The sequence below is a fragment of the Flavobacterium collinsii genome (assembly GCF_902804485.1).
Classification (GTDB): domain Bacteria; phylum Bacteroidota; class Bacteroidia; order Flavobacteriales; family Flavobacteriaceae; genus Flavobacterium; species Flavobacterium collinsii.
This window is the reverse complement of the sequence record NZ_CADCST010000068.1, coordinates 70,078-94,983: the sequence shown is the minus strand read 5'-3', so window position 1 is coordinate 94,983 and position 24,906 is coordinate 70,078. Positions and strand designations below refer to the sequence as shown.

The following is a 24,906-nucleotide window of genomic DNA, read 5'->3' as shown; positions in this document are numbered from 1 at the left end:
TCTAATCAAAATTTATATTTTAAAATGATAAATAAAATAAAGAGTCAAAGAATCAAATCAATAACTCGTGCAATTTTTTTAATTAGGTATCGAAAGAACATCCTGAATGATGTACTACATTTTGAATAAATATTGTTCTATAGCTAAAATTAGTCACAACTAATTCAATTTTAATATCAATAACGGATGTTATTCCTCTAAGATACAGCTTTTTTGCTAAAAAAAAGCAAAACCACAGCACTTGTCTATCAATATTAACCATAACACAACAGATATTTAAAAGAGATTTGGGGGATCTTTTTAATAGAATAAATAGGTTTGATGCGACAAACATACTTTTATTCTATTTTTTAAATATATACTTGTTTCTATTTTCTTAATAAGAAGCAAAAATAGCATGCAGGGATTAAACCGACTGTAGAACATTCTCTAACAGTCTGTAGAACTTGTTCTACAATTTAATCATTACTTATCACTACAATTTTCTTGCTGCAAAGATACTGTTTTTGAAAAAATATGCCGGATTATTTACGAAATCGTTTGATCAGGAACTAATCTAATGCCCCAACATTGCCGGTTCGTGTGAGTACTCCCCAACTCTGACTTTCGCCTTTAATCGCCTTTTTTATGGCTCTGAATAAGATAACATACATCAATTGTCTGTAAACAAACCGCTGTGGAATTAGCCAGATGAGTTTACTTAATTTCTCTTTCTCGAAGACAAAAGCAACTACACTAACCAACATGTCTACCAGCATAAATACCAGGTAATAAATTCCAATTTTATACAAACTGTCTATATTGTTATGGTTCCAGATTAAACTGACGATAAGTATTAAATCGGCCAGCGGAGCAAAAATGGGTAAGACAATCTGAAAAATTAATACATTTGGTAATGATACCATTCCAAGCCCTTTGTACTTTGGATTAAAACAAGCATCTCTATTTTTCCAGAATGCTTGTATAATTCCGTAACTCCAGCGAAAACGCTGCTTCATAAATTCATTCAGTGTCTCCGGGGCTTCGGTAACTGCAATGGCTTCTACACAGTTTACAATGCGATAATTGTTGCGAAGAATTCTAATGGTTAAATCGCAATCTTCAGCCAGTGTATCTGTTGTAAAACCTCCCGCAATTTCTATAGCTTCTTTTCTAAAAGCACCAATCGCGCCCGGTACAACTGTAATTCCGTTCACCAAATCAAAGGCTCTTCGGTCAAAATTCTGGGCTGTTGTGTACTCAATACTTTGCCATCTGGCCAGCATGGTATTTTCATTTCCTACTTTTACATTTCCGGCAACCGCTCCTACTTGTTGGTTGTTTTTAAACTGTAGTCTAAAACACTTCATGAGCTGCGAAAGCGCATCTGTTTTCAACTGTGTGTCTGCGTCTATGCAAACAACGAAATCATTCTGAGTTAATGCAATTCCGTGATTTAGCGCCGAAGCTTTCCCGCCATTTGGCTTTGTATGTACTTTTACAATCGCATGATTTTTATATTCCAGATCTACTTTTTTATACGTGCTGTCTTTTGATCCGTCGTCTACAAAAATAATGTCAAAATCAGGGTAATCCTGTCGAAGTAAATTCTGAATTGTTTTAACCGCATTTACCTCTTCATTGTAAGCGGGTACAATTATGCTAACTTTCGGATAATTTTCGTCATTCGTATCATACGTTAGCGGATGTTTGTAATCTTTCCATTTTTTGTAAAAAGCCATCACAGCCATTAACATAATGCGGAAGAATCCCAACAAAATAGCGATCCAGAAAACCGCAGTGATAAAGTGACCAAACCAATACCCCAAATCAAATATGAGGTTGTCAATGGTCATCAGATTCCCTTTGGCCTTGGGCATAATCTCGCTCTTACTTTTTCCTAACAGCTTAGAAACAGTAGTAAATTGAATTCCCTTATCCTTAAAATATTTGATAATTCGCGGTAAAGCCTCTACGGTTGCCTGCCGGTCACCACCTGCATCATGAAGCAGTATGATCCCTTTACTCGGATCGGCTTCATATTGCCGAATTGTTCTGGCGTAAATACTATCGGCAGTTACCCCTTTTTCCCAATCATTGGGATCGATGCTTTCCCCAACCGTATAATAGTTCTGTGCTTTACTCAAAGCAATGGGTCTGAGTTCGGCTTCTGTCGTAGGTTCGGCATCGGCATTATAAGGCGCTCTAAAAAGTACCGTGCTTCTTCCTGTAACCGCCTCGATGAGCAATCGTGTCGTTTCCATTTCGGCCGAAGCCCTATCTTTGCTAACTAATGCAATATTGGGATGAGTGAAAGTATGATTGCCAATCTCATGACCCTCCGCATAAATCTGTTGCAAAAGCGGAATGTTATTCTCTCCTTGTAATCCTACTACGAAAAATACAGCAGGCACTTTTTCGCGTTTTAAGATGTCCAGAATTTGTGGCGTGTACGTAGGATCAGGACCATCATCAAAGGTCAAAACAACCTCTTTGTGAACATTTCCAAACTTACTGATCACATATTTAGTAGGTAATTCTAAGTAATTTTCTTCGTCTATGATCGACTCATTCGGATTGGTTTGTAATTTAATTTTACCGGGATGCGGATCTGTCAATACATTTAGAATTTCACCTTCTCCGATATAATCCGGAGCTGAGAAACTCATGTTCACTTTTTCCAGTGTTTTAAAATCGAAGGCTTTTTTGGCAATACTTTCATTGGTTAAACTGCGGTTGTAAAAATGCCATAATCTGCCATCTTCACTCCCCAATCGCCACAATGCGGTTCCGGCAATACCATATTCGTCAGCAAAGCGAATGGTATTAAAATTAGTAGCAGCATCAGTAAAATACACCAGATGTTTATTGCCTCTTCCGTCACTATAAGCAAATGAATTGTTGTAACTGTCATTATCAAAATCAATAGTAGCGCCGTATTGTTTTGCTAAAGACAGGGCTTCATCGTAGGTAACAGTTATCCCCTCCTTTTTTTGTTCCCAATCATAGCCGTAACCTGCAAAACAGAGAATAATTTTGTTCGACGGAATTTCTTTGGCTACCTGATCTAAAATTCGCTCTGTCCATTTCTGACTGCTTATTGCCCCGGGAACGCTTCCGCTATAATGCTCATCGTACGCCATTAAAAATATATAATCGTTGTACTCTGTAAGTGCTTTAATGTTGAAATCATCGTCGTTTGGCATTATATCCTGTGTCACAATAAATCCTTGCGGATGTAACTTTTCATAAAGTTCTTTTTGAAAGGCAATTATAGGTTCATCGCTGGACTCTTTAAATTCTTCAAAATCGATATTGATTCCCTGAAATTTGTACAACTTCAGATTTGCTGCGATGTCACTAATCAGTCTTTCTCTTTTTACCTTATCGTGCAAAATCCGATGTATCATATCACCATCGAAGTCCCCTTCACCAATAGATTCATTACTATTATTGATGATTGGAACAATCTTTACACCTGCTTTTTTCATGATTTTTAAAGCGGCGGTATCAATTTCTGTACGCAATAAATCGGTTTTTGGATCTATAAAAAACCATTCCGGCACAACCATATTGAGCTTGCTGATATTTTTTTGAAGAGAAAATAAACTCTGCGGGTCCCAATCGACATAAAAAGCGGCTCTTATTTGCGGAAAATCTATTGCCTCATTTTGTTTCTTAAGCTTATCCATTTTTGATTTAGATCGCAAAAAGCTGTCGAAACCTTTATACTTTCTGAGGTCTTCAGCACTAAGTGCAGCCGGAATGCTGGGATTGACTAATTTTTGTGTCGAGGGATCATTACCCAACATCGGTAAAGAAGGCTTCAGTCCCTGTTTTAGGGTAATTATAAAAACCGGGATCAACAATAGAAAAAGAAAAATAACTAATCTGGTAGACCATTGAAAGGTTCTCCAACGCAATTTTGTTTCGGTCTGAAATACATGCTTTTTATTATCCATAATTTTTCTCAAAATTGATGTCTAAATGTACACTAATATTCTCCTCTATTCACCTACTAACAAACAACTTAATATGCTTTTACTTAAAAAATCAAAACTATTAATTACGATTCTGAGTATCGTTAAAAATGGTAGTTTATCCTCAGATAATGAAGCTATTTTTTTTCAAGCAAACCGTCTAAATCTGATAATGTATAGAATTTTAGGTCGTTTAACTTCATGTATCTGCAGATGAACTCCAGTGTTTCTATTTTGGTCTGATAGTTTTCGGTAACATTTCTCACGGGTTTATGACCGCATAAAATCAGGATTTTATTGTGCTTTTTTGCATAGTCTAACAATTCCAGAAGATACGGAATACTAAAATGGATGTGGCTGTTGTCTATATCGAAGGCAAACACAATTTTAGAATTGTTAAAATAGCTGTCCTGTTTTTCCGGAAGTTCTCCTCCAAAGGCTCTTCCTCTTATAATTTTAAATTTGGGAGATAACGCTTTGTCCAATGCATCAGATCTTAATCCGTATGGATAAGCAAACGTGGTCATTTTAAAAGATAGCCTTTTCATAGAAGCAATCATAGGGGTAATTTCCTGATCGATGTAGGCATCCATTCCATTTTTATTGACAAATTTAACGGCATTATAGTGATGGTAGCCATGTCCGGCTATTTCATGTCCGTATTTTTGCATTTCAAGAAGTTTTTCGATTTGCGGTTTCCCAATCGAATCAATACGGCAAACATTAAAAGTAGCTTTCCAGGAGTATTTTCTCAAAGCCTGATCGGCTTCGGACCATTCGTCTACATAGGCATCATCAAAAGATAAAATTACACCTGCTTTATACGCTTTGGCATTCGGATTTTGCCTTTTACCTTCACAAGAAAATAAGGCTAGGCAAGAAAAAAACAATGCTGATTTAAGGAAAAACATGTTCATAAATTATCCCGGATATTAAAGATTGAAGCAAACTTTTTTTTGCAAATAGAATCGCATTATTTCAAAGATAATTCTTTTTTCCAATTTTTCTGCAATTAAAAAGCCTTCAAAATATTCTCACTTTGAAGGCTTTAATTCTACGCTTTATTCATATTTCAAATACTTTAAAACATCTATTTTGGTTACCTGATAGGCTTTTGCCAACACAATTGACAAGGTTAAAAACAGGAGCAATACAAAAGCAAGTATAAAAGGAAGTAAGGGAATCTCGATCCGGAAAGCAAAATCCTCCAACCACTTTCGCAATAAAAGATAGGCAGGAATTATTCCGATAGCAAAACCAATCATACAAAACACCACGTATTGTTTGGATAATTCACGGAGTAAGACAGTCGTGTCTGCTCCCAGTGTTTTTCTGATCGCAATTTCCCGTACTTTTCTTTCCATTGAAAAGGAAGCTAAAGCAAATAATCCAAAAACAGCGATAAGAATCACAACTCCGTTTAGGAGTGAAAACAGTTGGCTTTGGCTTTCATACACCTTATAGGTTCGGGCAAAGCTTCTGTCAACAAAATTGTATTCAAAAGGATATTCTCCATCTACTTTTGTTATCCAGAATTTATTTATAGCCGATATTGTTTCGGGCATGTCTTGTGGTGCGATTTTAACCGAGATATTAAGCAAATCTTTTTCCATCCAGTCAAAAGCTTTGATGTGCATGAAGATCATGGGCGAAATACTGTTTTCGAGTCCAAAATAATTGAAGTCTTTTACCACACCAACAATTTTCATTTTTCTATCTTCCCAGATAATTTCTTTGTTAATAGGATCTTTTTCTAATAATGTTTTGGCAGCAGCTTCATTCAACAAAACATTACTACTACTGTCTGATGCAATTTTGTTATTTAAATCTCTGCCTTTAACTATCCGGATCCCCAAAACATTCATCATCCCAAAATCAATTGCCATTTGCTGTGTTATCACTTCTTTATTTGCTTTGTAGTGCATGCCAGACCATGAATTAACATCATTACCGATAGAAAATACTCCCGCCGAAACCGCCTGGACACCTTTTATTTTTAAAAGTTCCTGTTGTATCGTTTTGTATCTTTCAAATTGATTCCTTCCTTTCTTAGGTTTAAAAGAAATATCCATCACCTGAGCACCTTTAAAGCCTAAATCTTTATCAGCCATATAATTAACCTGCTGGTATACAATAAATGAGCCAATGATAAAAAATGTGGCTATAGCAAATTGTAAAACCAACATACCGTTTCTAAGCCAGATTCCATTTTTACTGCGGGAAAAATTCCCTTTTAAAACCTTCAATGGCTCAAAGTTAGAGACATATATCGCAGGTAAAACTCCCGAAACTACAATGACGATTATAAAAATGAAAAATAGCTGTAAATAAAACTGAGAACCTTCAAGAATCAGATCTTTGTGCAAAAGTGAATTGTAAAAAGGTAATGAAAGTTCAACAATCACTAATGCCAACAAAAGCGACAAAAGCGTAATTAGTGTTGTTTCAAAAACAAACTGAGTAATAATTTGCCATTTTGTGGCACCAACTATTTTTCTTACTCCAACTTCTTTAGCCCGTTTTACAGCATTAGCAGTGGCAAGGTTAACATAATTTACAATTGACAACAGCAAAATAAGGATTGATAATCCCATTAAAATTTTTAAAAACCGCAGATTGGCGATTCCTTCCGGAAAAGGGGAATTTCCCTGATACAATCTCGCTCCCGAAAACGGAAGCAACTTGGCTTTTTCTACCTCTCCATACTTCTTCAAATAACTTTCATAAGTGATTCCTTCAGCTTTGGCCTGTTTTTTAACTTTCTTTTCGATATAGATTCTATTCAGGTTTTTGAGTACCGCTGTCGTATCACTTTGCTTTTTTAACTTCAATATTAATCCATAGCGCAGTCCCCAGCTTTCTCTGTTTTTCTCTATTTCGTTGTCAATTATCGTTGTCACTACATTGGGCATTATCGAAGATTTTTTAGACAATCGGTATACGCCCCGGACAATAAAAATTTTGTCGGCATACTTAACCTGTCTTCCTATTGGATTTTCATCCTTAAACAAGCGCGAAGCTGTCTCTTCAGAAAAAGCAATACTGTTGCGGTCATGAAGTGCACTTTTTCCGCTACCGTGAATAAACTCAAAAGGGAAAAAAGAAAAGAAATTCCCCTGCCCTGAGAAAATTTTATCTATTACTTCAATTTTGCCATTATACTGTATCGTTTCTCGGGCATAATTGTTTGTGAAATAACAATAACTCTCTAAAGCCGGGCTCATTCTTTTTAAAAGTGGTCCCGGAATAGGTGAATTTACAGCCCAAACATTGCCCCCTCCTATATTGTTCAATACCGCGTAAATTTTATCTTTTTCAGGATTCCACTCGTCATAAGAGTGTTCATCATTCCAATACAGAGTGGCAAAAATCAATCCTGCAATTCCAATACTTAAACCCAAAACATTCAAAGCTGTAAAAAACTTATTGTTTTTGATCTGATAAATAAATAGGTTGGTCCAGTTTTTTAGCATGTTACTCGTATTTTAAGTATTTCAAAACATCTATCTTGGTTGCCTGATATGCTCTTGTAAGTACCACTACTAACGTCAATGCCAATAAAGCAGTAAATCCAATTACAAAGGGATAAATCGAAATTGTAATTCGGTACGAAAAATTCTCTAACCATTTGTTGAGTAAATAATAAGCCGGAGCCAGCGCTATTAAAAACCCGATGACACTGAAAACTACGTACTGTTTACAAAGTTCTTTTAGCAAAACATTAGTTTCAGCACCCAGAGTTTTTCGAATCGCGATTTCTTTCATACGGCGTTCAATTGAATAGGAAGCCAGTGCAAACAAACCAAAAAGCGCAATGACAATTACAATGACATTCAATAAAGAAAATAGGTTTTTCTGCCTCACGTAATTACTATACGATCTTTTGTACCCTTTATCGACAAAATCATAGGAAAACGGGTATTCAGTATCTACTTTTTTAGTCCACATACTTTCGATATCCGTCAGCGTTTGCTGCATCGTTTTTGGGTCGGCGGTGATATAAATATTATTCAAAAGTTCTGAAAACCAAGGTACTGTTTTAAAATGAAAAAAGGACATCGGAGGAATAGCCTGACCCGGATCCATCAGATTAAAATCTTTTACAACTCCCACAATAATTGCATCCTGACCATTCCAGTTTACCTTTTTCCCTATCGGATCTTTTTCGTTCAATAACTTGAGTGCAGTCTCATTAATCAACATTGAACTGACGGTATCCTGAGCAAATTTGGGATCTAAATAGCGCCCTTTAACTATTTTAATTTTCAACATTTCCAATAATCCAAAGTCTATTGGTATATTTTCTCCGTCTACACTTTTATCTTTATATTGATAAGTTATAGTCGATTTTGGCCCATATCCCAAGACAAAACCGCCACCCGAAACTTCTTTAACCCCTTTGATATGAAGCAATTGATTCCTTATGCTATTGTAGCGGTCCAATCGCTCTTTATTGCTGATTTTTTCTCCATAAATGTTCTTATAAGAAATGTTCAGAACTTGTTTTCCATTAAAACCTAACTCTTTAGAGTTCATATGTTCTATTTGCTGGTAAACAATATAAGATCCTACAATAAAGAAAGCGGCCACACTAAATTGAAAAATCAACATACCGTTACGGAGCCAAATACCGTTTTTACTTCGACCAAAGTTTCCTTTCAACACTTTTAAAGGCTCAAAATTTGAAACGTAAACTGCCGGAAGTATACCGGCCAATACAACCGTTATAAAAAATATAGCCACAAGTTGCAGATAAAACTGACTACTTTGTAATACCAGTGATTTTTCTAAAAAGGCATTATAATACGGTAGCGAAATTTCGACGATAACCAATGATACCAAAATGGCAAACAACGAAATGAGAGCCGTTTCAAAAACAAATTGTTGAATTATACCATATTTTGAAGCTCCTATAATTTTTCGAACTCCAACTTCCTTCGCTCTCTTCACCGCATTTGCTGTAGCTGAATTAACATAATTTACAATCGATAACAGAAGGATTAAAACCGATAACCCCACCATAATAAGTAAAAATTGGAAATTCCCTTTCGATTCTGTCATACCTCCGGTTTTGGTATGCAGACGAACTGAGGCCAGAGACTCTAAACTTGGTTTTACTTCACCATACTTGCGAATAAGTTCCTCAGGAGTAATTCCCTTCTCTTTTGCAAATCGGACTGTCAGGTTTTCAAAATATATTTTTTGGAGACTTTTTGCTACCTGTTTTTGATTCCCCTGATCTTTCAGTTTCAGTAATAAAACATACTGAAAGTTTCCCCAAAACTGAATGTTTGCATTAATTCGCTGGTCCATAAAATTAACAACACAAGAAGGATTATAGGCTGATTTTTTATCCAACTTGTAAACGCCTCGCACTGTCAAAACTTTCTTCTGTAAAACTACTTCTTTACCTACAGCAGTTTCATTTCCAAAAAGCTTAAACGCTAAATCCTGCGATAAGCAAATACTGTTTACATCCGGTAAAGCTCCCTTTCGACTACCCTCAGTAAATTCATACGGGAAATAATCAAAGAAGTTTCTTTGGGCAATGGTAATCTTGTCAGATTGTGCTTTTTTGCCCTTAAAATAAAGAATATCATTATCATAACCTCCGCTCAAATAACAAAAAGATTCGACTTCAGGACTTGTAGCTTTTAGCGCTGATCCAACAGATGCCGAACTTGAGGACCAATAGGTCGTAGCATTCATTTTATTGGTTACTAAAAAAATGTTGTCTTTATTAGGGTTCCACTGATCGTAGGATTGTTCATCGTTCCAGTACAAAATGGCAAAAATTAATCCTGCAATTCCAATACTCAAGCCCAAAACATTTAAAGCTGTAAAAAGCTTGTTGTTTTTGATGTGGTAAATAAATATGTTGATCCAGTTCTTTAGCATGATTTAGTTGATTGAATTGTTTACTAAAACATCTACATTTCTATGATTCATTTTCTCAGAAAGAATCATTCCGTCTTTCATAACAATTGTTTTTTGCGAAAACGAAGCATCATAATCCGAATGTGTCACCATCAAAATTGTGGCACCGCCGGCATGAAGATCTGTCAATAACTCCATTACTTCGTTACCATTTTTACTGTCCAGATTTCCTGTAGGTTCATCGGCAAGAATAATTTTCGGGTCATTAATTAGCGCTCTTGCAACAGCCACACGCTGCTGCTGTCCTCCCGAAAGTTGTTGCGGATAATGTTTCAAACGATGTGCAATGCCTAATATAGTGGCAATTTCCTGCACTTTTTTCTTTCTTTCTGATGAAGGAACATTATTGTAAATGAGCGGCAATTCGATATTATCAAAAACCGATAATTCATCAATTAAATTAAAATTCTGAAAAATGAATCCAATATTTTCTTTTCTGGCTTTCGATTTAAATTTCTCTTTCACCCCAATCATTTCCTGTCCTAACAATTCATAACTTCCACCCGAAGCGCTGTCCAGTAATCCGATGATGTTCAACAAAGTTGATTTTCCGCTTCCGGATGGTCCCATGATTGATACAAAATCGCCTTCGTTAATGGTTAATGAAATTTCGCTTAAAGCTTTTGTCTCTACTTCTTCGGTTCTGAAAATTTTTGAAAGCTCTTTAATCCTGATCATAATAATTTGTTTTTGATGTTTGTTTTTCTCTCTGAGAATTTTATTGCCGAAGTAAAAAACAGATCCTAAATTAAGATAATAGATAACATAATCTATAAATATCTATTTTTGTTACATTTACCAGCAATAATGATTCTACTATTTGATGATTTGTTAATGGTAATGTGATTTTCATGCCAAAAACTTAAAATTTGTAACTGCCTAATTTTAAATTTTTTATTATTTAAAAGAATTCAAAAGTGTCCAATAATGGACAGCTTTCGTCCAAAACCGAACAAAAATGAAAAAGACAAATGCTGCAATATTAATCATAGACGATCAGGAAGACATCCTTTTTGCGTCGAAAGTGTTCCTTAAAAAGTATTTTGAAGACATTTATACGCTCAATAATCCGAAAAAAATTGTCGAATTATTGGCAAAAAACAGCATTGATGTAGTCTTACTTGATATGAATTACAGAATAGGTTTTGAAGACGGAAAAGAAGGTTTGTATTTATTGAAGGAAATTAAAACGCTTTCGCCAAAAACCGTTGTGATTTTAATGACCGCTTTTGGCAAAGTCGAAACTGCTGTTGAAGGCTTAAAATCAGGTGCTTTTGATTATATCTTAAAACCATGGGAAAATAAAAAACTGCTTGAATCTGTCAAACAGGCTGTTGACAAATCCCGAAAGGAGCAAAAAAAAACCAGGAATATCGAAATCGAAAATGATTTTTTTATTGGTACTTCCGAAATTATCAAAAAGGCCTATTCCCTAGCTGACAAAGTAGCGAAAACCGACGCCAACGTTCTGATATTAGGCGAAAACGGAACCGGTAAATTTGTTTTAGCGCATCATATATTCAGACAGTCCGAAAGGAAAAACAATCCTTTTATAGCGGTAGATTTGGGAGCCTTAAACTCTAATATTTTCGAAAGCGAACTGTTTGGTTATGCCAAAGGTGCTTTCACTGATGCCAAAACAGATACACCCGGACGTTTTGAAATGGCACAAAACGGGACTATATTTTTAGATGAAATTGGAAATGTACCTTTACATTTACAGTCCAAATTACTGCAGGTTATTCAAACCAAAACGGTGACAAGGCTTGGAGAAACCAAAGCACGCCCCTTAAATGTCCGCATCATCACAGCAACCAATCTCAATCTGAAACTGGAAGTTGCCGATAAAAACTTTAGAGAAGATTTGTATTATCGTATCAATACAATGGAAATTGTCCTGCCCCCTTTACGAGAACGCAACGAAGATAAAATTCCACTGGCAAATTACCTGCTCGATAAGATGATTGTAAAATACGACCGAAGTATGATTCAGTTTGATAAAAAAGTACTCGAACAAATTGAAAAACACGCGTGGAATGGAAATATCAGAGAAATGGAAAATAAAATTGAACGTGCTGTCATTTTGTGTGAAAACAATAAAATAACTACGTCCGATTTAGATTTAGAGATCATAACCCCGTACGACGAAAACCCTGACGATATTCAGCTTTCTTCTGTCGAAAAAGCTGCGGTCGAAAAAGCCCTTCTCAAAAACAATAATAACATCAGTAAAACAGCCGAAGAATTAGGCTTGTCAAGAGGGGCTTTGTACCGTCGTTTAGAAAAATACAACATCAATATTACCTAATATGTTTAAAACATTCCAAACCTATAAATTGCTTTTTTTAAGACTGATACTGATTGTTGCGATGATCGAAATCTCCTTGTACTTTTTTAAGAAAGAATTACTCTTTACAGGAATATTTGGCCTTTTTGTTGTCTTTCTACTCGTCCGCGAAATGTACTTTTATGTTCGGAATTTTGTTTTGCTCTATAACAGAACAATCTCTTCTATATTACAAAATGATTTCGGATCAGACTTTTCGCAACATAAATACAATAAAAACTACCACGAATTATTTCTCTTATACGATACACTTAAAAACAAACAAAACGAACAGATTTCCAAAGACATTGTCTATCGTTCCATACTAAATAACATTGAAACCGGAATTGTCATTCTGCAAAAGGAAGAAAAAGAATGGGACATTTTTTTAATGAACAATTATTTCTCTTCCCATTTCAATGTTCCAAAAGTTTCCAAATGGAAATACCTTAAAGATCAATTGCCCTCATTATGCGAAATTATTGAAGCAGATGATTTTCAGGAAATCAAGACCTCTTTAGAAATTCGCGTAAAAGAGCAAAACATACAGACATTTGTTTTGCAAGCTTCCCGAACAGAAATTTTCGGAAAAGAATATTTTATCGTTTTACTCGATTCGATTCAAAATGTCGTTGAGAAAAAAGAGAAAGATGCCTGGGTGAATTTAATGAAAGTGATTTCGCATGAACTCTTAAATTCGATCACGCCAATTCGCTCTATCTGTCAGAATTTACAAGATCTGGTGGATCAGGATACTATGTCGGCTGAAGATTTGGAAGATGTCAAGATTAGTGTTGAAACCATGCTGAGACGAAGTGATCATTTACAAAAATTTGTCGAAGGGTATAGAAAACTGGCCATGCTGCCAAGTCCAAAAAAAGAGAAAACCGACTTGCAATTTCTGATGCACAATTGCCTTCAAATTATGGCTCCCCTGTTTAGGGAGGCAACCATTGAAGTTGTCAACACCATTACGTCCAAATACTGGATTACGATCGATTCCCAGCAAGTTGAACAGGTTTTTATTAATCTTTTGACGAACTGTATTTACGCCTTAAAAGATGCCACAGAAAAGACAGTATTGATTTCGGCGGAAGTTAAAGAAAACAGAACCTTCATTAAAATTACCGATACTGGAAATGGAATCGAAAAAGAAATCGAACACAAAGTCTTTCTCCCTTTTTTCACCACCCGAATTGAAGGTGCCGGAATTGGTTTAACGTTATCCAAAAGTATCATTGAGGCACACGGTGGCTACATCACACACCGAAATGAAAATGGCAAAACTACTTTTGAAATTTGTTTGCTTGAGCAGTAAATGACTTCTTTAACAGCAAAAATGAAATCATTTTTTTCCAAATAGTTTACAAACATCCCTCTTATTGGATAAATTTTCTTACCACAATTCATACCGTTCTTAATTAACAGAATAAAATTTAATTTTCATCTACTTATGCTTAATGCTTTTTTAATAGAAATTCATCTTTTATACTTTCAAATTTCTCTTTACTTAGTGGTTTATTGAGAAAACCTATTACTAGGGGGTTACTTTCTGCTCGTTTAAGATCCTCAGGATGTGTTGAAGAAGTAATCATCATTATGATACAATTTAACTTGATTGATTCAGAAAACTTTGCATATTCCTCAAGAAACTCAAAACCATTCATTTCAGGCATATTGATATCGAGAAAAATGAATTGCGGAAGTAAATGAGGTGTACCTTCTAACGAAAGTAAATATTGAAGTGCCGTAGTGGCTAACTCTTGTAAAACAATTTCCTCAGCAAAGTAATACTTTTCAGCCATTCGCTTTGCAATATAACGATCTGTAGCACTATCGTCTATTACAAGGATTTTTTTAAAGGAGGGTTGTGTTGCTTTCTGTTCCATAGGTTAAGTTGTTTACTTGTTTGGAATTTTAATAGTAAAAGTGGTTCCATGACCAATTTTAGATTGAACTTTTATATCTCCATTGAGTTTATAGATTGCTTCTTTTACAATATAAAGTCCTAATCCTGAACCAACCGATTCTCGGGAAACACGATAAAACATGTCAAATATTTTTGGATGCAAATCTTCATGAATTCCAATGCCATTATCTTTAACAATGATATTTGTTTCAATAGTAGAAATATCAATTTTGATGTTAACAAATGGATTTGGAACCTGAAAATTTTGATAGCGGATAGAATTTGAAATAAGATTATTTAGAATAGTAGTAAGACGATTTTTATCTGAGTACACAGTAGCATTGCCAACAATATCAACTTCAAAATCGACTCTCCTACTAGTATCTCCCATGAATTTTAAATTTTGAGTTACCTCGTTAAGAAGCTCTTTAAAATTGATATTTTGTTTGTCAATTTCCATACGTGAGTTTCTTGAGTAATCAAGGATGTCGCAAATGAAGTTATCTAATTTTTCGGCATTTTCCTTTAACATTTCAAGATGTCCAATCATTAATTTTTCAGTAGTATCGTCCTTGGCTATTTCAATAAGGCCAAGCATAGAATTCAAGGGAGCACGTAAATCATGAGACGTACTATAAACAAATCGGTCAAGCTCGTAATTTGCTGTTTTTAGTTCTTGATTTTCAATTTCCCGTTTTTTAAATGTCTGATTAATATGAGCTTCACTATATTTTTTAAATTGATATGCCCACAATCCACAAAGACCAAAAATAGTTGTAGCCAACAATATATGAATAACAAAAGTTCGAAGTGTCATATAATCCAACTGCGTAAAATAAATGCCGCTGACACCAATATATTGCAAATAGCCAAATAGTGCATGATGAATTATTACTACTAATGCTAGAGGTATTTGCAGTTTCCAGTTTTGATAAGTAATAAGTATCGCACTTGCCACAAATGCAGTAAAATGCATCTCAAACATACCGTGCATTTGATAAATATACTGGCACATGAAAATTCCCAATACACTACTGAGAACATACTGATAAAAGTCAGATTCAGGCAACGCTAATTTTGAAGAATAGTAGGCAATGAGTAATATTCCTCCAACTCCAATGGCAATTTCCCAAGTATCATAATAAAAGGCCAATAATAAACCCGTAATAAAAAAAAAGATCAGGAAGTAATTAATTAAATTATCCGATTTTCTTTTTATTGCCAAAAGAAATTCCTGAATATTCTTAGATTGTTCTAGATTTTCTATTTTCTCTTTCATACTTTTTTCAATTTGGTAATGCATTGCTATACTCTTTTAAAGTAAAAGCAATTTGGATTAAAAAAGGACAAGAAAAGCGGTTTGTTTTTATTTCAGTACCTAATATTAGTGCTTCACTCCGGTAAATGAATAATAGTTTGCAGGCGGGAAACTTTGGTGATCTATAATTGCACTCATTTATTATATGCTAAAAAGCGAAAAAATAGTACACGAGCGAAGTAGTAGGCTGTTCAGAAGGTAATATTTTAATTCTATCCTTCACTTTTCAACATTTTGCTTAGAATTAATCAGTTACTTCCTTTCTTATTCTCCTAAAAGAAATTCAATCCACTACTCCATATATTAATGATATTGACAAAAAGCACTAAGTATACGAATTAGCTAAATTACTAAAAAAACTACAAAGTAGGATTTTATCTGTTATAATATATTTGAAATTATGTATATACCCCCCTATTGTATTATACTAACAAGCTCTTTATACTGCATCTTTTTTTTCCATTATTATGAATTTTCAAAAAAAAATCAAAACACCAAATCTAAAACATTATCCATTGAATACCTGTGCCAGCTGGGGATTTTAAGAAATTAGGGGTCCATGTAAAATGGAAAGGTCTTTTTGTATATTTGGCCTCGCTATAGAACAAACTAATTAGGAACAAAAATCCCCGTCTCTGCAACGCCAGGAAACGTTAACAACAAATGTAAAAAGCATTACGATGAAAAGAATCATACTAAAAATTACAAAATGGGCAGTTCTAGTTTGCCTGGCAATATTCATCGTTAAAGGTTGTATTTCTACAACGTTGGATGTGCCTTACATTAAACCTCGTACAACTACTCAATACTGGAATTTACCTACAGGTTCAAAAATTGCATATACACACATTGCGGGCAAAGGGGTGAAAAAACCCTATCCAATTATTTACCTGCACGGTGGTCCTGGGGGATACGTATATACCAAAAATATAGAAACATTAGGAAAACTTTCTGAATCGGGCTATGATGTCTATTTATATGACCAGGTAGGTTGTGGACTTTCGGAAAGACTTGAAAAAGTTAAAGAATACACTGCTCTACGACATATAAAAGACCTTGAAGAAATTATCAAATTATTAGGTACCGAAAAAGTAATTCTTGTTGGACAATCTTGGGGTGGAGCATTAGCTGCATTATACTCCGCTGACAATTTGAACAAAATAGACAGAATTGTTTTTACTTGTCCTGGTGCGATTAAACCTGCTAATGAAGCGTTAGAAAAAATTAAAGCACCCGACAGCCTGAATTTAAAAGAACCATACAATGCAAATTCAAAAGTACTTCCAATCGTGCTTAATCCAAGGTATGTTTCTATAGGAATTTGGGCAAGATTTTTTGGAACAAAGCTGGCTACTGATAAAGAAGCTGATGGTTTTCTGACGAGTATGGCTAATGTTTTTACGAAAGGTCTTGTTTGTGACCCAGCTAATGTATTGAAAGAAGAAGGAGGTGCTGGTAGTTATTGCAATTTAAACACAAGCGTAAGCTATGGTAGTTTAAAAGACCCGAGAATAAAACTGAAAAACAACAAAATTCCTGTTTTGGTAATGAAAGGACAATACGATAATATTGATTGGGGCTACACCAAAGAGTATCTTGACTTGTTTAGTAATAGTAAGTTCAAATTAATTCCAAATGCAGGACATCAGATTTTTGCAGAACAACCAGAATTATATATAAAAACAATTAAAGACTTTTTAACTCAATAATAACTTCTACGCTTTAACAAGTATCTCATTGATTTCCAAACTTTGTCTTTCCATACTTTATCATTTTTCGAATGTCATCAACACATCTTAACACCTAGTTTGGTTTGACCCCATTTTTTCGATTTAAGATATTGTAAAATAAAAAAACAACCCGAAGGTTGTTTTTTTATTTTACAATACTGTGTATCTCCGATTATCTGTAAATATTAGTGGAAATATTAACCATCAACACATCTAACACATTACAAACTTTAACTCTTCATCGGGCTTAAAAAAGAGTCTTTCGATAGTCTCTTTTATATCTCTTAAAATTAATTACCAGCCTTTTACTGCTCCGCCTTTAAATTCACGAACAGCAGCCTTTTCTACTTCAGCAGATTGAAAAGCCTGGACAAATTGTTTTATTTTTTCTTCTTTTTTATTATCATCACGACTTACGATTAAGTTTACATAAGGCGAATCTTTGTCTTCTACAAACAAAGCATCACGAGCCGGAACCAATCCTGCCTGCGAAGCAAAAGTATTATTGATAATCGCAATTACTACATTTTGATCGTCTAAAGCACGTGGCAATTGTGGCGCTTCTAATTCTAATATTTTTAGGTTCTTCGGATTCTCCGTGATATCCATTACTTTAGGCAATAAACCAACATTTGGACGAAGTTTTAACAATCCGTTTTTCTCCAAAAGCAACAAAGAACGACCTCCATTTGTCGGGTCATTTGGAATAATGATAGTGCTTTCGTTTTTCAATTCCGAAAGGCTTTTGATCTTTTTAGAATAAGCCGCAATTGGGTAAATAAAGGTCTTCGCAATAATCGCCAGTTTGTATCCACGTTGCTTTGATTGCTCGTCCAAATAAGGTTTATGCTGAAAAGCATTCACATCAATATCTCCCTGACTTAAAGCTTCGTTTGGAATCACATAATCGTTAAAAGAAACCAATTCTACTTCAAGACCGTATTTGTCTTTGGCTACTTTTTGAGCAGCTTGCGCCAGAGCATATTCCGGACCGGCAGCAACACCTACTTTAATATGGTGCGGATCGTTAGTTTTACTTTTCCCACAATTGGAAACCACAATTGACAGTGCCACAATTCCCGCTATTTTTAAAAAATTTAGTTTATTATTCATTCTTCTACTTTTTATAATTTTAACTCTTTTTTCTATGTTCTTTCTTCTTTACTCTTTACTCTTTACTCTTTACTCTTTACTCTTTCTTCTATACTCTTTCTTCTATACTCTTTCTTCTATACTCTTTCTTCTATACTCTTTCTTCTATACTCTTTCTTCTTTACTCTTTCTTCTTTACTCTTTCTTCTTTACTCTCAATTACAGTTATCTATGATCAAATCTTTTAGACAATGCATCACCTGCAAACTGAATCACGAATACCAGAACCACCAATAAAGCCAATACCGAGTTCATCGTTACAGCGTCATAACCTGTATAACCGTACTGGTACCCTACCTGTCCTAAACCACCTGCTCCGACTGCTCCACCCATAGCAGAATAGCCTACAAGTGTAATTAAAGTGATCGATGCGGCATTAATTAAAGAAGGTAAAGCTTCCGGAAGCAATACTTTAAATACGATTTGCAAAGGTGTTGCGCCCAATGCCCTTGCTGCCTCGATTAATCCTGAAGGAAGTCCCAAAAGACTATTCTCTACCAATCTGGCAATAAAAGGAGCTGCCCCAATACTTAACGGGACCAATGCTGCACTTACACCAATAGAAGTTCCTACCAGCGCACGGGTAAACGGAATCATCCATACAATTAAGATGATAAACGGAATCGAACGAAAAACATTCACCAGAACCGATAAAAACCGATTCAAAACCGGCTGTTCTAAAATTTGATTTTTTCGGGTCAGAAAAAGTAAAACACCTGTTGGTAATCCAAGCAGAAAACCGAAAAAACCAGACACAAAGGTCATCACTATCGTTTCCCAAGTACCTTTCAATAATAATTCAATAATGGATTCAGACATAACCTATGATTTCTGTTTTAATATGTTTTGAAATAAAATACTGGATCGCGGCATCGTAATTTTCACGTTTACCCGACAATTCAATCAGCATCACGCCAAAATTAACTTCTCCAGCCTGATCCATTTGCGCACTGACGATCTTAAAATTCGTATCAAATAAACGCGAAACCTCAGAAATAACAGGTTCATTAACCGATTTACCCGTCATTTCAAGTCTAAGTAACGGATTCAATCCCTCACCATCTTCCTTTTGCAGTCTTTCCTGATAGACTTGCGGAACATCAAGATGTAATGATGAAGCTATAAATTCTTTCGTCAGTTCATGTTTCGGATCTGCAAAAATTTCCCCAACACTTCCCTGCTCTATTAATTTTCCATGGCTGATTACCGCAACTTCATCACAGATCGATTTTACGACTTCCATTTGATGTGTAATAAGTAAAACTGTAATATTTAGACGACGGTTAATGTCTTTCAATAGATTCAAGATCGATCTTGTAGTTGCAGGGTCCAGTGCGCTTGTAGCCTCATCGCATAAAAGTACTTTAGGATTATTGGCCAGCGTTCTCGCAATGGCAACCCTTTGTTTTTGACCACCCGAAAGACTGACCGGATAATCGTTTGCCTTTTCTTTTAAACCTACCAATTCCAGTAGTTCTAAAACGCGACTTTTGATTTCTGATTTTGAAGCCCCCACAAGTTCCAGCGGAAAAGCCACATTTTCAAAAACCGTACGCGATGAAAGTAAATTGAAATGCTGAAAAATCATTCCAATCTGTCTTCTTTCAATTGCCAGCTGCGCGTTTGACAATAACATCAGTGATTTTCCGTCTACAATAATTTCTCCCGAAGTGGGTCTCTCCAATAAATTCACACATCGAATTAAGGTACTTTTTCCCGCTCCTGAAGTTCCTATTACTCCAAAAATCTTCCCTGGAGGAACCCTAAGCGAAACATCTGACAAAGCCGAAACTACCCGGTCTTTCTGATGGAAATTCTTAGTGACATTTTTTAATTCAATCATTCTTTAATTCAAGTTTAAAAACAAAAAAGCCTCTCAAATAATCATGAAAGGCTTCTCAAATAAATAATACCATTTTATACATAAGCCAGATCAATTAACCTCATAACCACATTACAACACATCATCATGTTGCAGTTATCATAGTTCATATTCTGGTCCTTTTTTCTCATTGTTGCGGCAAATTTAATGAGTTATTTTTAATTTTAAGACAAAAACACGCAAAACTTTTATTAACCTATCAAAATAATAGACTAACATCCCGAATCAGGAGCAATTTCCGGCTATCCGCTTGTATCTTTGCCCGCTTAAAGAAAGCAGGCAAAGGATACCGCTACTATCCGGGCTAGGGCTTTAATTTTCAAAAAGACTTTTCCGAGAAACAAATTTTAATCAGGGCCTTTTATAAGCTCCGGCATCCAATAAAACGGCCAACTGAATACAAGGCAGCTCCGATCGATTGCTCCAGGCATGATTCGTACCTCTTTGTACCACAATATCACCGGCTTGCAATAACGTTTCTCCTTCGTCAACAATCAGATAAATTTCTCCAGAAAGAATAACGATATAATCCAGCGTATCCGTTTGATGCATCAACGGATGTGGCTCTCCCTTGTGAGCCACAATACCAAGCGAAGCATCCGGCGGAATCTGAACATAACGAAAATAACTTCCATTTTCCGGCGTATGGGGAAAAGCGGTATTGTCAATAACCTTCTCCTCATTTAACAGAACAGGCATACAATCCGTTGACCAGATATCCGATATGATAAGACCCGGAAAATGTTCTGAAACATTAGTGACAAGAGCATCCTTTTCAATTATCGATTTTCCATTTTGTATTCCTGTAACGATCCTTCTCGGAATTGTTTTCATATTGGGTTTATTTGCATGATTAATTTCTTCCCATTCGTTCTGTTTTCGCGAAGTACAGCCTGTGCTTTCAAAACTGTTGAAACTTCTAAATTACCCATTACTTCAATATTTGGCGGTGCAATTAACCGCTGTTCCAACAGAGAAGCCAACTGCTCCAGTCCATTTTTATAATAAGTATATCTCTTTTCAAGACCGTAGGCATAATTTGAAATATTGAGAACGGTTGCCCCCTTATTAAAAAGCACTTCACGCGATTCCGAAGTCAAAAAATTCGTCACATCTGCATAAACACCATTTGTTTTTAGCACTCGGGCTGCTGTAACAGCAATAGCATTACCAACTAAATCAACTACAAAATCAAACTTTCGATTGTCATTGAATAACAAAGCAGCCTCGTAAACATTTTCTTCTTTATAATTAATGATTTGTTTTTTAGTCAAACCAATTGCCACTAATGCTTCAATACTATTTTCATTTCCAGCCGTAACAATCAGATTTTGATAGCCATTTGCCAAAAGCAGTTTTACTAACATTGCTCCTACTCCACCTGCTGCTCCGGCTATGAATATAAAATCTGTAGTTTGCACTTTCATACGATTCAAACATTGTAGCGCAGTAAGTCCTGCAGAAGGAATTGCAGCCGCTTGTTCAAACGAAACATGCTTTGGCAAGTGCACTAGAATTTCCGCGGGAACACAAATAAATTCTGCATAAGTACCATTTGACCCCATACTGCCGGAACCACAAAAAACGGCATCCCCAATTTTAAAATCCCGGGCATTTTTTCCGATAGACGTAACGACTCCCGAAAATTCCCTCCCTAATACTGGCGAATGCAATAATTTACGCTCCATCGCATTTTCGGTCATTTGATAATCAATCGGATTAAAACCGGCAGCGGCAATTTTTACCTGAACCTGATTTTCGGACGGCTGTGGAGTAATGAATTCCTCAAGCCGAAATTCCCCATTTTGATGTAAAACAATTGCTTTCATATTTATACTTTTATCTTACGAAATTAGTACAGAAATGATTTATTTTTGCTACTAGTTAACCCGGGGTAACCGGTTACTTAAGAGAAACTACTATGGTAAAAATCAAGGATAACGGGATACTTCGGGAAGCTAATTGCTCAGAAGAATTAATGGCAATGCGCGATAGCCTTGATGTGCTGGGTGGAAAATGGAAACTGATGATTTTACGTTTTTTAACCAATCGAACACATCAAATTATTCATTTTAAAAAAATGCAGCGCGAAATCGAAGGTATATCGGCTAAAATGTTAAGCAAGGAGCTAAAAGAGCTCGAAACTAATTTGCTTATTTCAAGAACAGAACAGAAAACCCAACCAATTATGGTGGTATATGCTATTACTGAATACGGAAAATCTGTACTTCCTGTTACTGAAACTTTGGTACAATGGGGGTTAAATCACCGTGAAAAGATAATTGAAACCATCTGTAAATAAAACCAACCCGATACCTTATATACTCAGTATTAGCAATTTGTTTTATGGATGTTTCAAAAAGAGCACATAGAAATATAGATTCTGTACCTATGTTTCTATGTGCTAATTATATTTTATGAAGCAGAATTGCGAAATCATGTCACACAAGACACCACTTGCTTATTCCAATTCCAACTAAAGTTTATTTTTTATCAATTTTATACAACTTACCGCCATCTGTAACTGCATACAAAGCACCATCGCTTCCTTGGGTAATATCTCTGAATCGTTGATTCTCTGACACCAATAGTCTTTCTTCACCCACAACCTTATTATTGTCTATGGCAAGACGAACAATATGCATTCCGCTTAAAGCCCCAATAAAAAGATTATTCTGCCACTCAGGAACCCGATTACCCTTGTAAAATGTCATACCACTTGGCGAAACTACGGGATCCCAATAATAAACCGGCTGTTCCATACCCTCCTGCTGCTGAATTCCGGCTCCTATTTTATCTCCTCCATATTCAATTCCGTATGTAATAGTAGGCCATCCGTAATTTGCTCCAGCCTTTAATCGATTGATTTCGTCACCCCCACGTGGCCCATGTTCAGACAGCCAGATTTCCCCACTAATCGGGTGAAGTGCCAGTCCCTGTGGATTTCTGTGTCCGTAGGTAAACAACTCAGCTAGTGCTCCGACCTGACTAAAAGCAGGGTTTCCGGATGCCGGCTGTCCTTCCTTTGTAATTCTAACCACCTTACCAAGACCTGAGGTAACAGATTGTGCCAAAGGTCGTGTTTCCAAAACCGAACGTTCCCCGGTACTAACCACGAGATTACCGGTTTTATCAAATAAAATACGTCCTCCATAATGAAGAGTACTTGCATTGGCGGGTTTTGCTCTGTAAATAACCGTTGCTCCTTCTATAGTTTTTTCATTGGCCGATAATTTTCCTTTGGCAACTGCCGTATTGTTCCCTCCTCCTGTTGCTTCAGCAAAAACCCAATAAATCATTCGATTGGAAGCAAATTCAGGATCCAGACACAACCCCAACAAACCTCCCTGTCCTCCGGCATTAACAGCAGGGATACCTGTAATAGGATCACTCACTACCCCGGCAGTTGTAACAATGCGCATCGCACCCGTCTTTTGGGTAATCAGCAAACGACCGTCCGGAAGACTTGTAACTCCCCACGGACTGGTAAGAGCACTCGTGATCACTTTTGCTTCATAAGCCGTGTTCGTTTGTACCCCATTCGTTCGGGTTTGTCCCGAAAAAGCAGGTTTATAGGTCGTATTGGCAGGATTGCCCTCTACAGGATTTGTAATAGTGCCTGGATCAGTAACAACTTCTTTGTCATTTGAACAGCCTAAAAAAATTAATAATACACCCGAAAGAACAACAATGTGTTTTATATTTCTCATACGAAGTAGATTTAGTTAAAAAATGGTATTGGGGTAATTGTACCAAATTTCTACAATTCAAATTGAAAACTTTTATATAATTCACCCGAAAAGTTATACAATTTTATTGTTAAAGCTTTCAAAATAAATTCAAACTACATCTAAACATAACAAACTGAAAAACAATCAACAACCCGTGAAACCGCCCTAATTTCCTGTCGTCAGCTTAACAACTAAATCATAAAAAAGACTTAATAATGGTTGATTCTACAATTATTCTTTTATTTTTGCAATCATCAGATGATGTGATACATACATGAAAACTCTTATCCAAAAAAAATCGCTTGCAGAAGAAGTTGCGTCAAAAATACAGCAACAAATTACCTTGGGTCATTATAAAATTAATGAAAAATTACCCATTGAGGCTGAGTTGATGAAAAGTTTTGGTGTAGGTCGTTCGTCTATACGTGAAGCCATGAAGATACTGGCTAATTCCGGTTTTTTGCGCATTCAGCAAGGTGTAGGTACTTTTGTAGAACAGCTTACCAGTAATCGTGAACCAATGGATCAGCGTATCATGCGTGCCAATGTTCAGGATCTCGATGAAGTGAGACAAATACTGGAAATGAAAATTGCTGAGAAAGCTGCCATTAACAGAACGAATGAGGATATCACAGCCATGCAAGAACATTTACACAACAGATTGATTGCTGCCAAACAAGGAAATTTAGAAGAATGTGTAGAAGCCGACATACAATTTCATATTGCCATTGCCAAAGCTTCGAAAAATGAAATCCTTGCCGACTTATACAAATCAGCATCCGTACACCTTAAAAAAGGTTTTTTACATCTTTATACTGACACCAAAATATTTCAGGAAACTTCGGCCGTTCACCATCAACTTTTAGAAAATATTATTGCACAGGATCCAAAAAAAGCCTGGAATACTGTTGCAAAAATTATCGGACATATCAATTACTAATTTTTTACCCATAATCATCAGA

Annotated in this window: 18 protein-coding genes; 5 read left to right on the top strand and 13 right to left on the bottom strand. The window is 35.8% G+C overall.

The window, feature by feature from the left end; translation table 11 throughout:
• Positions 1-551 precede the first annotated feature (551 nt).
• The 5 genes from FLA105534_RS06410 to FLA105534_RS06390 form a co-directional block, all read right to left on the bottom strand.
• Positions 552-3,941 (bottom strand): polysaccharide deacetylase family protein, encoded by a 3,390-nt coding sequence (locus FLA105534_RS06410; protein ID WP_173965206.1) that lies wholly within the window; start codon positions 3,939-3,941, stop codon positions 552-554.
• Positions 3,942-4,096: 155 nt separating this feature from the next.
• Positions 4,097-4,876: a polysaccharide deacetylase family protein gene (locus FLA105534_RS06405; RefSeq protein WP_173965205.1), complete on the bottom strand. Its 780-nt coding sequence runs from the start codon at positions 4,874-4,876 to the stop codon at positions 4,097-4,099.
• 144 nt (positions 4,877-5,020) lie between these two features.
• A complete protein-coding gene (locus FLA105534_RS06400; protein WP_173965204.1) occupies positions 5,021-7,432 on the bottom strand; it encodes an ABC transporter permease in 2,412 nt (803 codons plus the stop codon).
• Between the two features lies 1 nt (position 7,433).
• Positions 7,434-9,857 carry an ABC transporter permease gene (locus FLA105534_RS06395; RefSeq protein ID WP_173965203.1) on the bottom strand — a complete coding sequence of 808 codons (2,424 nt, stop codon included), beginning with the start codon at positions 9,855-9,857 and terminating at the stop codon, positions 7,434-7,436.
• Between the two features lie 3 nt (positions 9,858-9,860).
• Complete coding sequence (locus FLA105534_RS06390; protein WP_173965202.1) at positions 9,861-10,574, bottom strand: ABC transporter ATP-binding protein; 714 nt, start codon at positions 10,572-10,574, stop codon at positions 9,861-9,863.
• A gap of 280 nt (positions 10,575-10,854) precedes the next feature.
• Between FLA105534_RS06390 and FLA105534_RS06385 the strand changes: the two genes are divergently transcribed.
• Both FLA105534_RS06385 and FLA105534_RS06380 read left to right on the top strand, forming a co-directional pair.
• Positions 10,855-12,204, top strand: a complete 1,350-nt coding sequence (locus tag FLA105534_RS06385; RefSeq protein WP_173965201.1) for a sigma-54-dependent transcriptional regulator — start codon at positions 10,855-10,857, stop codon at positions 12,202-12,204.
• Between the two features lies 1 nt (position 12,205).
• Entirely contained in the window at positions 12,206-13,540 is a 1,335-nt protein-coding gene (locus tag FLA105534_RS06380; RefSeq protein WP_173965200.1) for a sensor histidine kinase, read from the top strand.
• A 139-nt stretch (positions 13,541-13,679) separates the two neighbouring features.
• On the opposite strand, the gene FLA105534_RS06375 is transcribed toward FLA105534_RS06380, so the two are convergent.
• Complete coding sequence (locus FLA105534_RS06375; protein WP_173965199.1) at positions 13,680-14,111, bottom strand: response regulator; 432 nt, start codon at positions 14,109-14,111, stop codon at positions 13,680-13,682.
• A 12-nt stretch (positions 14,112-14,123) separates the two neighbouring features.
• Positions 14,124-15,410 (bottom strand): sensor histidine kinase, encoded by a 1,287-nt coding sequence (locus FLA105534_RS06370; protein ID WP_246253179.1) that lies wholly within the window; start codon positions 15,408-15,410, stop codon positions 14,124-14,126.
• Positions 15,411-16,129: 719 nt separating this feature from the next.
• Between FLA105534_RS06370 and FLA105534_RS06365 the strand changes: the two genes are divergently transcribed.
• Positions 16,130-17,158: an alpha/beta hydrolase gene (locus tag FLA105534_RS06365; RefSeq protein ID WP_173965197.1), complete on the top strand. Its 1,029-nt coding sequence runs from the start codon at positions 16,130-16,132 to the stop codon at positions 17,156-17,158.
• Positions 17,159-17,473: 315 nt separating this feature from the next.
• Here FLA105534_RS06365 and metQ read toward each other — a convergent pair whose 3' ends face one another.
• The 5 genes from metQ to FLA105534_RS06340 form a co-directional block, all read right to left on the bottom strand.
• Positions 17,474-18,292 carry a methionine ABC transporter substrate-binding lipoprotein MetQ gene (gene metQ / locus FLA105534_RS06360; protein WP_173965196.1) on the bottom strand — a complete coding sequence of 273 codons (819 nt, stop codon included), beginning with the start codon at positions 18,290-18,292 and terminating at the stop codon, positions 17,474-17,476.
• 204 nt (positions 18,293-18,496) lie between these two features.
• The gene (gene metI / locus FLA105534_RS06355) at positions 18,497-19,150 is read right to left on the bottom strand and encodes a methionine ABC transporter permease MetI (RefSeq protein ID WP_173965195.1); all 654 of its coding nucleotides are present in this window, start codon (positions 19,148-19,150) and stop codon (positions 18,497-18,499) included.
• Entirely contained in the window at positions 19,143-20,174 is a 1,032-nt protein-coding gene (gene metN, locus FLA105534_RS06350) for a methionine ABC transporter ATP-binding protein MetN (RefSeq protein WP_173965194.1), read from the bottom strand. Before metN ends, metI begins: the two co-directional genes overlap by 8 nt.
• Before the next feature lie 390 nt (positions 20,175-20,564).
• On the bottom strand, positions 20,565-21,047 hold the full coding sequence (locus FLA105534_RS06345; protein WP_173965193.1) for a cupin domain-containing protein: 483 nt from the start codon (positions 21,045-21,047) through the stop codon (positions 20,565-20,567).
• The gene (locus FLA105534_RS06340) at positions 21,044-22,042 is read right to left on the bottom strand and encodes an NADP-dependent oxidoreductase (RefSeq protein ID WP_173965192.1); all 999 of its coding nucleotides are present in this window, start codon (positions 22,040-22,042) and stop codon (positions 21,044-21,046) included. The genes FLA105534_RS06345 and FLA105534_RS06340 overlap by 4 nt, the downstream gene beginning before the upstream one ends.
• 92 nt (positions 22,043-22,134) lie before the next feature.
• Between FLA105534_RS06340 and FLA105534_RS06335 the strand changes: the two genes are divergently transcribed.
• The gene (locus tag FLA105534_RS06335) at positions 22,135-22,515 is read left to right on the top strand and encodes a winged helix-turn-helix transcriptional regulator (RefSeq protein WP_173965191.1); all 381 of its coding nucleotides are present in this window, start codon (positions 22,135-22,137) and stop codon (positions 22,513-22,515) included.
• Positions 22,516-22,696: 181 nt separating this feature from the next.
• On the opposite strand, the gene FLA105534_RS06330 is transcribed toward FLA105534_RS06335, so the two are convergent.
• Entirely contained in the window at positions 22,697-23,923 is a 1,227-nt protein-coding gene (locus tag FLA105534_RS06330) for a PQQ-dependent sugar dehydrogenase (protein ID WP_173965190.1), read from the bottom strand.
• Positions 23,924-24,218: 295 nt separating this feature from the next.
• On the opposite strand from FLA105534_RS06330, the gene FLA105534_RS06325 reads away from it, so the two are divergent.
• Positions 24,219-24,884 carry a FadR/GntR family transcriptional regulator gene (locus FLA105534_RS06325; RefSeq protein WP_173965189.1) on the top strand — a complete coding sequence of 222 codons (666 nt, stop codon included), beginning with the start codon at positions 24,219-24,221 and terminating at the stop codon, positions 24,882-24,884.
• Positions 24,885-24,906 lie beyond the last annotated feature (22 nt).